The organism is Streptomyces sp. NPDC054757, assembly GCF_053612185.1.
This window is the reverse complement of record NZ_JBSHBW010000007.1, coordinates 204959-218509: the sequence shown is the minus strand read 5'-3', so window position 1 is coordinate 218509 and position 13551 is coordinate 204959. Positions and strand designations below refer to the sequence as shown.

Sequence of the window (13551 nt, the reverse complement as noted above, 5' to 3'; positions counted from 1 at the left end):
TGTTCCCGTACCCCTCCTTCCGTTCCCCGCGGGCGTCAGTTCACATAGACCTCCGCCCGGTCCACACTCACGTAGGACGCCTGGGACTGCCCGTCATGCTCCCCGGTCACCTGCACCCGGAGCGTGTGCTTCCCGTAGGGCAGCTTCGGGCTGATGAACTGGAGCGTCTCGCCGGTGCGGATCGCGCCGTAGTAGTCCAGCCGCTTCGCGGCGCCGCCGTCGATACTCAGGCTCGCGTAGCCGTTGCCGGTGTCACGGACGGAGAGCAGGGCGATCCGGGTGCCGGTGAAGGTGTACGTGGCGGTGTTTCCCGCGCCGTCGCTCCAGTGGTCGTCGCCCCAGAAGCACTGGGCGGCGCAGCCCGTACCGGAGTTCCAGGAACCGGTGTAGGCGACGGTCCCGTCGCCGTTGGAGCGGCCGTCGTCGTTGATCCAGTAGGCGCCGGGGCCGGGGTCACCCGAGGGGAGGTCCTGGGTGGCGCCCGTCGCGAGCGGGCGGCCGAGGTCGGGGCTCCCGTCGGCGTTCCAGCCGATGCGCTGCGCGCGGGTGGTGCGGTCGCTGTAGGTGTTGGCCGATGTGGTCTTGGCGTGGTACGCCATCCAGTCCTCGGTGCCGTCCGGCGACCGGAAGAACGTGTGGTGGCCGGGGCCGAAGACCCCGTGGTCGTCCGCGCGGGAGAAGACCGGGCCCTGATGCTGCGTCCAGTTGCCTGGCACCAGCGGGTCGGCGTCGGAGGGCAGGGACATCATCCAGATCTGGTAGTCCGGCTTCCCGGTGTCGCAGGTGGAGTAGGTCATCCAGGTGCGTCCGTTGCGGTAGAGGAACTCCGGCCCCTCACGGACCTCGGGGCAGCCGCCGGCCCCGTCGATGGCGACCGCGTCGCCCGAGACGGTGTACGGATTCGACAGGGGCGCGAGGTTCAGCCCGTTGTGCTGGTACTGGTTGATACCGCTGTAGGCCAGGTAGAGGCGGCCGTTGTGCTGGAGGATGCCGGGGTCGATGGCGAAGTCGGACGCGTGGTTGGGCGGCGCCAGTTCCGCCTTGAAGTGGTAGGAGCCCGCCGGGTCGTCGGCGTCGGACTCCGCGACGTAGATCCGGTGGTGGTCGTCGACGCCGTCGTCAGCGGTGTAGTAGAGGTACCAGCGGTTGCCGAAGCGGTAGAACTCGGGGGCGAAGATGCCCTGGTTCCGTGAGCTGTCGCTGTCGGTCCAGACGGTGACGGGGTCGGCGGTGAGCAGGGTGCTGAGGGACGGCGAGCGCCACATGCGGATGCTGTTGCCCTGCGTGGTGGTCAGGTAGTAGTTCCCGTTCCAGTACGTCATGAACGGGTCCGGGCCGGTGTTGAGCGGATTGCGGAACGTACCCGTGGCGGTGGCCATCGGGGCCGGCGCCGTGGTGGTCCGCGGGGCGGCTGCGGACGTGTGCTGCGGGGCCGCCGCGGCGGTGGCGGGCCGTACAGCGCCCGTGCAGGCCAGGATCAGGCCGAACGCCGTCAGCACCCCGAGCAGACGCAGGAGGCGCAAGGGGCTTGCGGTTCTGTGGTGTTGCGTGCGCATGAGGGGCTCCTTCTCGGCGGACCGCTTTCGCACTGTGGGGGGACTACGAGGGGCGGAATGCGAAGGGGTGGTGCGCGGAACTGCGTACGGACGTCGGCGGCACCGCTCTTCATGCCCCTGGGTTGGCGCTTTGCATCGATGTAATGCCGATGGTGCGTCACCGTAGAAGGGAGTTGATGCAGCGTCAAGAGGGGTGGGCCGTACCGACCGGCCCGGTCCGCAAGGGCCCGGTGAGCCGCCGGGCCGGGTGGGTTCGCGCTCGCTACCCCTTGCGAGGCACCGGTGCTGCCGCTCGCACACAGGCGCGGCCCCGGCCGAACAGCGCTTCGGCGGTCAGCCAGGCCAGGGCCGCACGGGCGTCGGCGCGCATCCGGTCGGCGCGGCGGCCGGCAGTTCGGTCTCGCCGACCGGGCGCAGCGGCCCGCCCGTGGTGGCGGAGGGCTGCCTCGTGGTCAGTAGCGCACCGGCAGGGCCAGTAGCCCGCGGGCGCGCATCGACGGTCGCCACCGCAGTTCGTCCGGGGCGACGTCCAGGGCCAGCGCGGGGAAACGGTCGAGGAGTACGGAGAGAGCGATCTCGGTCTCCATCCGGGCCAGCGGTGCGCCGATGCAGTAGTGGATGCCGTGACCGAGGGCGAGATGCCCGGTGGTGTCACGGCCGATGTCGAGCCGGTCGGGATCGGTGAAGCGGCGCGGGTCCCTGTGCGCGGCGGCCAGGGACAGCAGGACGGTCTCACCGGCCGGGACACCGACCCCGCCGATGGTGATGTCCTCGGTGGGGAAGCGCCGGATGGCCAGGGGCACGGGACCGTCGTAGCGGGCCAGCTCCTCGACCGCACCGCCCAGCAGGCCGGGATCGGCACGGAGCGCGTCCAGTTGGCCGGGGTTGCCGAGCAGGGCCAGGGTGGAGTTTCCGATCAGGTGGACGGTGTTCTCGTACCCGGCGAAAAGGATCAGGAAGGACAGGGACATGAGCTCGTCCTCGCTCAGCCGGTCCGTGTCGTCGCGTACGGCGATCAGGGCGGAGAGCAGGTCGTCGGCAGGCGTGGCGTGCTTGTCGGCGATCAGCTGGGTGAAGAAGGCCAGCATGCTGCGGACGGCCTCCTTCGCCTTGCCCGGTTCCGCCGGGTCCGGAGCGATGAGGGCGTCGGTCCATGACCGGAAGTCCCGGCGGTCGTGTGGGGCCACGCCGAGCAGATCACAGATCACGGTGATCGGCATTGGTGCGGCGTAGGAGGCGATCAGGTCGGCGCGACCGTGGGGTTCGATGGCGTCGAGCAGCGAGTGAGCGGTCTCCCTGATGGGTTCGCGCAGGCGGGCGATGTGGCGCGGGGTGAACGACCGGGACACCAGGCGCCGGATGCGGGTGTGGTCCGGCGGGTCCATGTTGAGCAGGTTCGCGTCCAGCGCCGGCGGCAGCGAGAGCCCGCGGTAGCCGCCGGGCTTGGCATGGCGCTTGTCGAGGGAGAGCCGGGGGTCGGCGAGGGCCTGGCGTACGTCGTCGTAGCGCGTGACCAGCCAGGCCGGAAGCCCGTCCGTTCCGGCGACGCGGTGGACGGGTCCGGCCTCGCGGAGCCGTGCGTACACCGCGTGCGGGTCCGCGAGCAGCTCTGCGGGGTCAACGGCGGGCGGCTGACTGGGCGTTGTGGTGGACATGGGCTCCACCCTATTCATCTCTGTTCGGAGGCGGCCCGCGCCACGGAGGCCAGCGCATGAAGGTGCACCGGGGGTGGTGGGGGTGGTGAGCCTCGCCTGAAGTGCAGCCGCAGACCGGCAGCCGAGCCCAGCCCGGCATCGGCGGACTCGCCGGCCCTGAAACGCTGGTCGGGATCCGTGCGGTCGCGGCCCCCTGCCCCGGCGAACCCTTCTGAAGCGCCGCCGGATCGAGCGGACGGACACTGAGGCATCCGCACCCGAGGGGCTGTCAGCGGCCGGTGCCGCCCCGGTCAGCCGGACCTGGGCGGCTTCCGCGCGTCGAAGGCGAAGAGCGTGTTCCGGGCGGCGGCGACGACCACCGCACGCCCCGCCACGGTCACACGCGGGCTCGCGCCCTGCTCCCCCGTCGAACCGTCGGCCCGCGGGTCCGTCGACCAGAGCGGCTTCCCGTCCTGGGGCGAGAGGGCGACCACCCGGCCGGTGGCCGAGCTGAAGTACAGCGCGCCGCCTCCGGCCACCGGACCCGACGCACCCTCCACAGCCGTCTGCCGTGACCACTTCTTCCGGCCGGTCGCGGGGTCGAACGCCGAGACGAGACCGGTCTGCCCGCTCACACAGACGGTGCCGTCCGCCATACCGGGAGTCCCCTCGTACGTCCTGGCCAGCCGGGAGTACGTGACCTTCCGCGAGGCCGGGTCGACCCGCGCCACCCCGTCGTAACCGGCCAGCGCCGCGCCCTCCATGTGCTCCTGGAGGAGGACGAGCCTGCCGTCGGCGACGCCCACCGGCACGGCGGGGCCCCTGACCGCGATGGGCCTGCCCAGCGCCCCCGATGCCCGGTCGACGGGGTACAGGGCGGAGTGGCGCACCTTCAGGTCGTTGATCTCCCCGACCGGCGCACACATCGCGAAGAGCTGCGCGCCCACCGCGACCGGAGCGCACTGCTTGCCCGCCGGGAACGGTGTTGTCCGGGCGACCTTGCCGCTGTGCGCGTCCCGGGTCTCGAAGCGGGAGTCGGAGGCGTCGACCGTCACGACGGTTGAGCCGACCACCAGAGCGTCCTGACTCCGCCCGGTGACAGCCTGCGACTGGGCGCCGGACGGCGTGGACCACAACTCCCGGCCGCTGCGCGCGTCGAGGGCCACGACCTCACTGGTGGAGTTCTGCGGTGTGCCCTCGGGGGCGAAGCGGTAACCGAGCACCGTGTCGTCGGTGGCGCCCACCAGATGCATGCCCTGGACCGGGACGCCCGGACTCTTCGCTGTCCACACCCGCGACCCGTCCGATGCCCTGATCCGCGTCGCGACCACGCCGCCTCCCCCGCAGAACAGCGCGTCGCCGTGCGCGACACAGCGAAGTTCGTCCGGGATGTCCTTGCGGCCGCCCTGCACGGTCGTGCGCCACGACCTGAAACCGTCCGGAAGCGCGGCAGCCGGCGCCACGAGGTGCTTGCCCTTGTCGCCGTCGTTGTTCCCCCCGATGCCGCCCGCGTTCAGCGCGGCGGCTCCCCCGCCGATCGCCGCCACCGCGACCGCGGTCGCGAGCACGGGACGCCATCGGCGGCGCATACGGTGGCCTGCGGCGGTGCCGGTGGTCGCTGTGTGACTGGTCGCCGCGTCGGTGGTCGCCGTACCGGTGGTCGCCGTGACGGGTCCGGCCGAGTCGGTGCCCGGGGCGGCAGCCGCTCCGGTGCCAGGAGCCGTGGCGGCAGGCGCCCCGGTGCCGGGAGCCGGGGTGGCGGGCGTGGCCTGGTGATGCAGGGTGATCATGTCGCGGGTACGGCCCGCGCCGACGGCGTCGGCGTCCGCGTCGGTCCCGCCGAGGTCGGCCGGCAGGTCCCGCAGCAGTACGAGGAGTTCTTCAGCCGACGGGCGCCCCTCGGGCTCCTTGTCCAGACACGGCTCGACGACCTCGCGCAGAGCCACCGGCACGGCGCCCAGCGAGGGCTCGTCGTGCACCACCTGGTACGCGGTCATGTACGGGCTGTCCGCGTCGAAGGGCCCATGACCCGTCGCGGAGTACACCAGCAGCGTCCCCAGCGAGAAGACATCCGACCCCGGGCCCACACCACGCGGCGCCTGCAACTGCTCCGGCGACATGAAAGGCGGCGTCCCGATGACCCGCCCCGTCATCGTCAGCGTCTGCTGGTCGATGGCGCGCGAGATGCCGAAGTCGATGACGCGGGGACCCTCGGGCGAGAGCACGACGTTCGAGGGCTTCAGGTCACGGTGGACGACGCCCACCCGGTGGATGTCGCGCAGCGCCTCGGCCAGCCCGATGGCGAGCCTCCGCAGTTCAGCCCCGTTCAGCGGGCCGTCCGTCGCGATGCGCTGGGCGAGCGTCTGCCCCTCGATATACGTCGTCGCCATCCACGGCTGCGGGGCCTCGGGCGCGGCGTCGACCACGGCGGCGGTGAACGCGCCGCTCACCCGCCTCGCCGCCGCGACCTCCTGCCGGAAGCGGATACGGAACTCGTCGTCCCCCGCGAACTGCTGGTGGATCAGCTTGATCGCGACAGGACGCCCGGAGCTCGTACGGGCCAGAAAGACCGTGCCCATGCCACCCGAGCCGAGTCGGGCCTCAAGCGGATAACCGCCGATCTCGGCCGGATCACCTTCGCGCAGCGACACTCTTCCCGACCTCCCGTCTCCCGTGCACACCGGCCACCCGGTTCCGCGTACCTGTCCTGCACACAAACTAGCCGCAGGAAGGTACGGGGAAGCAATGCGGGTGACCGTCCGGGACAGCCCAGCCGCATATGACGCCCGGGATCTTGCCTGTTCGGGGCCGCCTGCCTCCCTTGGGACAGAAGGACTTGAGGGCAACCGGATTCCGCCGGGTTCAGTCGGCCGGATTCAGTTTCTGTCGGGTTCAGTTTCTGTCAGGTTCACTTTCTGCCGGGTTCAGTCTCTGCCGGGACCTGCCGGCCGGATTCAGCCGGAAGGGGCGTGGACCCGCCGCGGTCAGACGCAGGCCGGGCACAGACCGCGGTAGGTGATCTCCACCGAGCCGACGGCGAACCCGAACCGCTCGGCATCGGGCAGGTCGCCGAGGGCGTCGCCGGCCGGGTGGACGTCGCGGACCGTGCCGCAGCCGGAGCACACCAGATGCTGATGAGGGCGGCGCGCGTTCGGGTCGTACCGCTTGGCCCGGCCCACCGTGGAGACCTCAAGCACCTCGCCGAGCGCGACGAGTTCCCCCAGCGTGTTGTAGACGGTCGCCCGGGAGATCTCGGGCAGTCGCGCGGCGGCCCGCAGATGCACCTCGTCCGCCGTCAGGTGCACATGGTCGCCGTCGAGGACCTCCGCGACGACACGCCGCTGCGAGGTCAACCGCCAGTCACGGCCGCGCAGGCGTTGAAGGAGGTCGCTCATCTCGTTTCACCCGCTCCGCTCCACGGGGGACACGCGGCCCCGCGAAGGATCCGACGACGCCGCACCCCGGTCTTTTTATGGTTTTAGCGCACTTCTTGACTTGGACGAAGTCCATCGTAGGATCGATCCCGGCGACATCCAAGAGACAGGAAGACTCCGGTACGGCAGCAGAGACACATGACGGGACACCGCCGGTCGACCGCGCAGTGCCACCCGCCGGCCCAGCATCGTCCTCGTCGCACCGCCCGGGACCGTCCGGTCCGGTGGTCCGTGAGGCGCCCGGTCGGCCCGCGCGAGGCCCTGCACCACAGCGTGCCCCTTCTGCACGGCCCGAATCCTCCTCCCCCGTTCAGCGCCCCACGACCCGCCGGGTCCGGAAGGATTGCCATGACCGAGAACCACGAGTCGCATGTCTTCGACCCCGTCACCCCGGATTCGCCCGAAACGGCCATACCCGAGGTGCCCGAGGCACAAGCGAGCGGCTGCCCCGTGGCCCACGGCCGCGCGGCGCACCCCACCCAGGGCGGCGGGAACCGCCAGTGGTGGCCGGACCGCCTCAACCTGAAGATCCTCGCCAAGAACCCCGCCGTGGCGAACCCGCTCGGTGCGGACTTCGACTACGCGGCCGCGTTCCAGGCGCTCGACCTGCCCACGGTGAAGCAGGACATCGCCGCGGTCCTCACCACGTCGCAGGACTGGTGGCCGGCCGACTTCGGCAACTACGGGCCCCTGATGATCCGGATGGCCTGGCACAGCGCCGGCACGTACCGCATCAGTGACGGCCGCGGTGGCGCGGGCGCCGGTCAGCAGCGCTTCGCCCCGTTGAACAGCTGGCCGGACAACGGCAACCTGGACAAGGCCCGCCGTCTGCTGTGGCCGGTCAAGAAGAAGTACGGCCAGGCGCTCTCCTGGGCCGACCTGCTGATCCTCACCGGCAACGTCGCGCTGGAGACCATGGGCCTCAAGACCTTCGGCTTCGCCGGTGGCCGCGAGGACGTCTGGGAGTCGGAGGAGGACGTCTACTGGGGCCCGGAGACCACCTGGCTCGACGACGAGCGCTATACCGGCGACCGTGAGCTGGAGAATCCGCTCGGCGCGGTCCAGATGGGCCTGATCTACGTCAACCCCGAGGGCCCCAACGGCAATCCGGACCCGGTCGCGGCAGCCCGCGACATCCGCGAGACCTTCCGCCGGATGGCGATGAACGACGAGGAGACCGTCGCGCTCATAGCCGGTGGTCACACCTTCGGCAAGACGCACGGCGCGGGCCCGGCCGAGAGCGTCGGCGCGGACCCCGAGGGCGCCCCGCTGGAGGAGCAGGGCCTGGGCTGGCGCAACTCGTACGGGACGGGCAAGGGCGGGGACGCCATCACCAGCGGTCTTGAGGTGACCTGGACCAGCACCCCGACCAAGTGGGGCAACGAGTTCTTCCACAACCTCTTCGCCTACGAGTACGAGCTGACCAAGTCCCCGGCCGGCGCCCACCAGTGGGTCGCCAAGGACGCGGAGGCGACCGTCCCGGACGCGCACGACGCGTCGAAGAAGCACAAGCCGCAGATGCTCACCACCGACCTGTCGCTGCGCTTCGACCCGGCCTACGAGCAGATCTCGCGCCGCTTCCAGGCGAACCCGGACGAGTTCGCGGACGCCTTCGCGCGTGCCTGGTACAAGCTGACGCACCGTGACATGGGCCCGATCCAGCGCTACCTGGGCCCGGAGGTCCCCTCCGAGGTGCTGCTGTGGCAGGACCCGCTGCCCGCGCGCACCGGTGAGCCGCTGGACGCCGCGGAGATCACCGCGCTCAAGGAGCAGGTACACGCCACGGACCTGACGGTGGCACAGCTGGTCTCGGCCGCCTGGGCCTCGGCCGCGTCCTTCCGCGGCAGCGACAAGCGTGGCGGTGCCAACGGCGCCCGGATCCGTCTGGAGCCGCAGCGCGGCTGGGAGGCGAACGACCCGGACGAGCTGGCCCAGGTCCTGCGCGCGCTGGAAGGTGTGCAGGAATCCTTCAACGCCAAGGGCGGCAAGCAGGTTTCACTGGCCGACCTGATCGTGCTCGCGGGCAACGCGGCCGTCGAGCGGGCGGCCGCGGACGCCGGCGTCGAGGTACAGGTGCCGTTCACCCCGGGCCGGGTCGACGCCACGCAGGACCAGACGGACGTCGAGTCCTTCGCCGCGCTGGAACCCGCGTACGACGGCTTCCGCAACTACGCCGGCAAGAGCAGCCGCCTGCCCGCCGAGTATCTACTCCTCGACCGGGCCAACCTGCTGACGCTGAGCGCCCCGGAGACCACGGTCCTGGTCGGCGGTCTGCGGGTGCTGGGCGCCAACACCGGCGGCTCGGAACACGGCGTCCTCACCGACCGTCCCGGCACGCTGACCAACGACTTCTTCGTGAACCTGCTCGACATGGACCTCACCTGGAAGTCGACGACGTCGGCGCAGGACGAGTTCGAGGCCCGCGACGCGTCCGGCCAGGTCAAGTGGACCGGCACCCGCGCCGACCTGGTCTTCGGCTCCAACTCCGAACTCCGTGCCCTCGCCGAGGTCTACGCGAGCGACGACGCGAAGCAGAAGTTCGTGACGGACTTCGTCGCGGCCTGGGCCAAGGTCATGGACCTGGACCGCTTCGACCTGGTCTGATCCCGCCCGGCCGGAGCCGCTCCAGGGGCTGACCGGCACACTCCGGCTGTGGGGCCGGTGCGCACACGCACCGGCCCCACAGCCGCACCCGCACCACATGAGCCGGGGCGACCTCGACGGAGGCCGAGGACTACTTGCCGGCGCTCTGCTCGTAGAGATCGCCCTCGTAGTAGTCGCTGGGATCCGGGTTGTCATCCAGCTGCTTGTTCCGGACGAAGAACTCGCCCAGCTTCTTCAGCCACTGGTTCACCTCACCGCTCTTGGTCTTCGCGGCCAGGTCCGCGGTGGAGAGGGTCTCCACATGAGAGGCGTCGGACTTGGCCTGGGCTTCGGTGACCTGGAGCATCTTGGCGGTGAGTGCGATGGACTCCTCCGGGTGCTGCTTGCGCCAGTCGTTGGCCTGCTGCAGCACCTTGATCACCTTGCTGTTCTTCGCCTTGGGCACCTTGGTGCCGGCGACGAACGCGGTGGGGAAGGCGCCCCCGGTCTCCTTGGTACTGGCTATCTCCGTAAGGCCCGGGACTTTCTTCCTGATGGTGTCGATGGCGGGGTAGAAGAAGCCGGCGCCGTCGATCTTCCCCGAGGAGAAGGCGGAGACGATGGTGGACGGGTCCATGTTGACCTTGTCGATGTCCTTCACGCTCATCCCGGCCTTCGCCAGGGCGATGTTGAGGACCATGTCACCGGAGGTGCCCTCGGGTACGCCGACCCGTTTGCCCTTGAGGTCCTTCATGGAGTTCATGCCGGGCCGGCCGATGACCCGGTCGGCGTAGGTGAGGGTGTCGATGGCGATGACCTTGGCCTTGCCGGAGGCCGGCAGCCACATCGCACCGGGGCCGATGTATCCGTAGTCGAGGTCACCGGCGCTGAGCGCCTGGACCTGCACGGGACCGTTGTTGAACGACTTCACGTGTGGGGTCAGGCCCGCCTTCTTCCACAGCCCCTGCTTGTCGGCGATCGCCAGCAGACTGGCCCCGTTGTAGTCGCCGATGTAGCCGAACCGAACCGTGCTGTTGTTCTCGGATGCGCTGTCGGAGCAGGCGCCGAGGGACAGCGAGAGCATGAACGCGAGGGGCAGCGCCGTGACGGCGTGCCTGATCGGCTTTCTGGGCATGCGGAAATTTCCTCTCGGGGCGGTGCGCCGGTCGATTCTGCGAAGTTCCTGGTACGGAGGCCCCGGGTGCGGGCCCTGCGACGACGGATCAGGCCGCCCGGGCCGGGGCTTCCTGGTGGTACACGGCAGTCCACACTTTGTTGCGGATGTGCAGGAACTCGGGCGAGAGCCGGATCTCCTCGGTACGGGGATAGGGCAGATCCACGTCGATCACACGATGGATACGGCCGGGCCTGGCGGCCATGACGACGACCCGGCCGGCCAGATAGACGGCTTCGTCCACGTCGTGGGTGATGAACAGCACGGTGCGCTTCTCCTGGCTCCAGGTCCGCAGCAGCTGGTCCTGCAGCTGCACCCGGGTCAGGGCATCGAGCGCCCCGAAAGGCTCGTCCATCAGCAGCACTTGGGGGTCGACCGCATAGGCACGGGCGATGGCGCAGCGCTGTTTCATTCCGCCGGAGAGCGTCTTGGGCAGGGCCTCGGCGAACTCGTTGAGACCGACGAGGCTGATGGCCTGCTCGGCGCGCCGGTGCCGTTCGGCGGCGGGCACCGAGGCGATCCTGAGCCCGAACTCCACGTTCTGCCGTACGGTCAGCCAGGGGAAGAGTGCGTACTGCTGGAAGATGACTCCCCGGTCGGGGCCGGGTCCTGACACCGGCGCCCCGTCGACCAGGACAGTGCCCGAGTCGGGCTCCTGCAGCCCTGCGACCATGCTCATCAGGGTGGACTTGCCGCAGCCGGACGGCCCCACGACCGTGACGAACTCCTGGTCCGCGATGTCCAGGCTCACTCCGTCGAGCGCGCTGAAGGACGCGCCCTTCAACGGGAAGGTCTTCACCACGTCACGGAGGGTGATCTTGCTGTTCATCGTCGCTCCTGCCAGCCGGTGAGACGTCGCTCGGCCAGCAGCAGCAGCCGGTCCATGACGAGCCCGAGTACGCCGATCGTGATGAGGGACACGAAGACCGCGTCCATGTCGAACCAGGTGGACGCCTTCTGCATCCGGTATCCCAACCCCTCCTGCGCGCCGATGAGTTCGGCGGCGACCACGGTGGCCCAGGACGCGCCGAGGCCGATCCGCATGCCCACCAGGATGAACGGAGTGGACGCCGGGACGACCACCTTGGCGAAGATGGTGCGGTCCGACGCGCCGAGCACCCGGGCCGCGTTGATGAGTGTGCGGTCGACGTCGATGACGCCCTGGAACGAGGAGAGGACGCAGGACATGAAGGAGGCCAGGAAGATCACGGCGATCTTCGGCACCTCGCCGATCCCCAGCAGCACGACCGCCAGCGGAATGAGCGCGAGTGGCGGGATGGTACGGAAGAACTGGATGTACGGCTCGATCAGGGCACGTGCGACGGGGTACCAGCCCATGAGGAAGCCGACCGGGATGGCCACCGCCACGCCGAGGGCATAGCCGAGGAGGACCCGGCGCAGGCTGGCGAACGTATCGGACGCGAGGGTGCCGTCGGAGATCATGGTGCCGGCCTTCTCCGCCACCCCCAGCGGCGCGGGCAGGTTCTCGACCAGCCCCAGAGCGGCCACGGCTGCCCAGACGGCGATGCCTGCCACCACCGCGACGGCGTTGAGGAGCAGGGGTCGGTGCCGGGAACGGCGCGGTTGCTGCTGCCGCCCTTCGGCGGCGGATTTCTCGGCGGGAGCGATCACAGCCATGGGTTCCTCGCTGGTGGCTTCACGCGTTCTCCTCGGGGACGGGCTGCGGGTAGTGGGTGAGCAGGGGGGATTCATGAAGAACGAGGGCGATACCGCCCAGCGCGCTGCCCGCGTCGCCGAACGTCGCGCGCCGTACGTCCACATGAGGGCGGGCCATCGGCATCAGCTGCTGCCGCAGGGCTCGTTCGACCGGCTCCAACAGCGCGGTTCCGGCCTCCGCCAGTTCGCCGCCGACGACGACGATGCCCGGCCCGACCGCATGGCAGACCGCGGCCAGCACCCCGCCGACCTCGCTGCCGACGCGTTCCAGCACCTCCAGGGCGGACGGTTCGCCGGCAGCGGCGGCGTCGAGGAACTCGGTGATGTCGTCGGCCCGGCCGCCGGCTTCGCGGTAGCGGTGCAGAACCGCGTCGAGCGAGGCACGGGTCTCCAGACATCCGGTCCCGCCGCAGCCGCATGGTCTGCCGGCCGTGTCCACGGTGATGTGCCCGAACTCACCGGACAGACCGTTACGGCCGCGGTGCAGCGCTCCGCCCACCACCAGCCCGCCGCCGACGCCGTGTGACAACCGCAGGTAGAGCACGTCGTTGCTGTCCGCCGCCGCACCCCACACCGCCTCGGCGAGCGCCGCGAGCCGGGTGTTGTTGTCCAGGAGGACCGGCACACCGAACTGCTCGCGCAGCAGGTCCGGCAGGCCATCGATGCCCTGCGCACGTGCGTTTCCGCTGCCGGGGTCGGTGATCGGTCCGACCACACCGACGCCGATCGCACTGAGTGCGTCGAGCTGGACGGTCGCAGACGTGGTGAGAAGACGTCCGGCGATAGCGACCCGATCGGGCCAGGACAGGTCCGCGGCATGCGCCTCGCTCGACGAACCGACCACCTCGTGTGCGAAGTTGACGGCCGCGACGTGCACGGAACGGCGTGCGAAGTCGATGCCGACCGCCTCGCCCGCTGCCGGATTGAGGCTGAGCTTCTCGACCGGCCGGCCGCGCTTGCGGACCTCGACGTGCGGTGTGCCGGTGACCACGGAGCCATGACCCACCAGTCCGGCGAGGATGTCGTGAAGCGTGGTGCGGGACAACCCGCTGCGATCGCCCAACTCGGCCCGGCTCAGCGGGCCGTGCCTGCGGAGCAGCCCGAGAACCGCTTGCTCATGGCTGCGGCGGAGGCGCGTCAGCGGACCGTCTTGTTCGTGCATGCAGGACAGCATGTGAGTGCCGGGTATTTTCGTCAATAACTCGAAACAAATTGTTCATATGAACGCTCTGTGTCAACAGCCGCCGCAACGGCTCCACCCTGACCTGCCCACATGTATGGTGCGGACACGCCCGGCACCCAGCCCGGCGGCCTTTTCAGCAACGCGTAACGGTGCGCGCGGTCCACAGCGGGGTCCCCCACGCGATTTGCGTTCACCCTCTTGACTTAAATCCCCGCCGGGCCGGAACATGCGTCGCACGGCACCGTCGAGCACGCAGTCGCACACGCACCGGAAGCCGCGTCGGCCATCCCGAAGCGGCATCTGTCGAGGC

9 protein-coding genes are annotated in these 13551 nt (G+C 70.1%); 1 reads left to right on the top strand and 8 read right to left on the bottom strand.

The annotated features are described in order from the left end of the window. Positions 1–35: 35 nt before the first annotated feature. The 4 genes from ACWGKJ_RS12670 to ACWGKJ_RS12655 all read right to left on the bottom strand — a co-directional run bounded on the left by ACWGKJ_RS12670 (position 36) and on the right by ACWGKJ_RS12655 (position 6585). Positions 36–1556, bottom strand: coding sequence for a glycoside hydrolase family 43 protein (locus tag ACWGKJ_RS12670; RefSeq protein WP_385033827.1), 1521 nt, complete (start codon positions 1554–1556; stop codon positions 36–38). Between the two features lie 452 nt (positions 1557–2008). Continuing rightward, a complete protein-coding gene (locus tag ACWGKJ_RS12665; protein WP_385033825.1) occupies positions 2009–3211 on the bottom strand; it encodes a cytochrome P450 family protein in 1203 nt (400 codons plus the stop codon). Between the two features lie 290 nt (positions 3212–3501). Then, positions 3502–5841, bottom strand: coding sequence for a protein kinase domain-containing protein (locus tag ACWGKJ_RS12660; protein ID WP_453315724.1), 2340 nt, complete (start codon positions 5839–5841; stop codon positions 3502–3504). A gap of 333 nt (positions 5842–6174) precedes the next feature. After that, complete coding sequence (locus tag ACWGKJ_RS12655) at positions 6175–6585, bottom strand: Fur family transcriptional regulator (RefSeq protein ID WP_385033998.1); 411 nt, start codon at positions 6583–6585, stop codon at positions 6175–6177. A 387-nt stretch (positions 6586–6972) separates the two neighbouring features. Here ACWGKJ_RS12655 and katG point away from each other — a divergent pair, with 387 nt between their 5' ends. Continuing rightward, the gene (katG, locus tag ACWGKJ_RS12650; RefSeq protein ID WP_385033995.1) at positions 6973–9228 is read left to right on the top strand and encodes a catalase/peroxidase HPI; all 2256 of its coding nucleotides are present in this window, start codon (positions 6973–6975) and stop codon (positions 9226–9228) included. A 130-nt stretch (positions 9229–9358) separates the two neighbouring features. On the opposite strand, the gene ACWGKJ_RS12645 is transcribed toward katG, so the two are convergent. The 4 genes from ACWGKJ_RS12645 to ACWGKJ_RS12630 form a co-directional block, all read right to left on the bottom strand. Beyond that, positions 9359–10342 carry an aliphatic sulfonate ABC transporter substrate-binding protein gene (locus tag ACWGKJ_RS12645; RefSeq protein ID WP_385019102.1) on the bottom strand — a complete coding sequence of 328 codons (984 nt, stop codon included), beginning with the start codon at positions 10340–10342 and terminating at the stop codon, positions 9359–9361. An 88-nt stretch (positions 10343–10430) separates the two neighbouring features. After that, entirely contained in the window at positions 10431–11210 is a 780-nt protein-coding gene (locus ACWGKJ_RS12640; protein WP_385019104.1) for an ABC transporter ATP-binding protein, read from the bottom strand. Then, complete coding sequence (locus ACWGKJ_RS12635; RefSeq protein ID WP_385019106.1) at positions 11207–12019, bottom strand: ABC transporter permease; 813 nt, start codon at positions 12017–12019, stop codon at positions 11207–11209. The genes ACWGKJ_RS12640 and ACWGKJ_RS12635 overlap by 4 nt, the downstream gene beginning before the upstream one ends. Positions 12020–12038: 19 nt before the next feature. Next, the gene (locus ACWGKJ_RS12630) at positions 12039–13232 is read right to left on the bottom strand and encodes an ROK family transcriptional regulator (RefSeq protein ID WP_385019108.1); all 1194 of its coding nucleotides are present in this window, start codon (positions 13230–13232) and stop codon (positions 12039–12041) included. Positions 13233–13551: the final 319 nt, after the last annotated feature.

What these genes read in the sequence shown, in the direction of transcription:
- katG (WP_385033995.1), top strand. Translation starts at nt 6,973, where the DNA reads ATGACCGAGAACCACGAGTCGCATGTCTTCGACCCCGTCACCCCGGAT.
- ACWGKJ_RS12645 (WP_385019102.1), bottom strand. Translation starts at nt 10,342, where the DNA reads ATGCCCAGAAAGCCGATCAGGCACGCCGTCACGGCGCTGCCCCTCGCG.
- ACWGKJ_RS12640 (WP_385019104.1), bottom strand. Translation starts at nt 11,210, where the DNA reads ATGAACAGCAAGATCACCCTCCGTGACGTGGTGAAGACCTTCCCGTTG.
- ACWGKJ_RS12635 (WP_385019106.1), bottom strand. Translation starts at nt 12,019, where the DNA reads ATGGCTGTGATCGCTCCCGCCGAGAAATCCGCCGCCGAAGGGCGGCAG.
- ACWGKJ_RS12665 (WP_385033825.1), bottom strand. Translation starts at nt 3,211, where the DNA reads ATGTCCACCACAACGCCCAGTCAGCCGCCCGCCGTTGACCCCGCAGAG.
- ACWGKJ_RS12630 (WP_385019108.1), bottom strand. Translation starts at nt 13,232, where the DNA reads ATGCTGTCCTGCATGCACGAACAAGACGGTCCGCTGACGCGCCTCCGC.
- ACWGKJ_RS12655 (WP_385033998.1), bottom strand. Translation starts at nt 6,585, where the DNA reads ATGAGCGACCTCCTTCAACGCCTGCGCGGCCGTGACTGGCGGTTGACC.
- ACWGKJ_RS12670 (WP_385033827.1), bottom strand. Translation starts at nt 1,556, where the DNA reads ATGCGCACGCAACACCACAGAACCGCAAGCCCCTTGCGCCTCCTGCGT.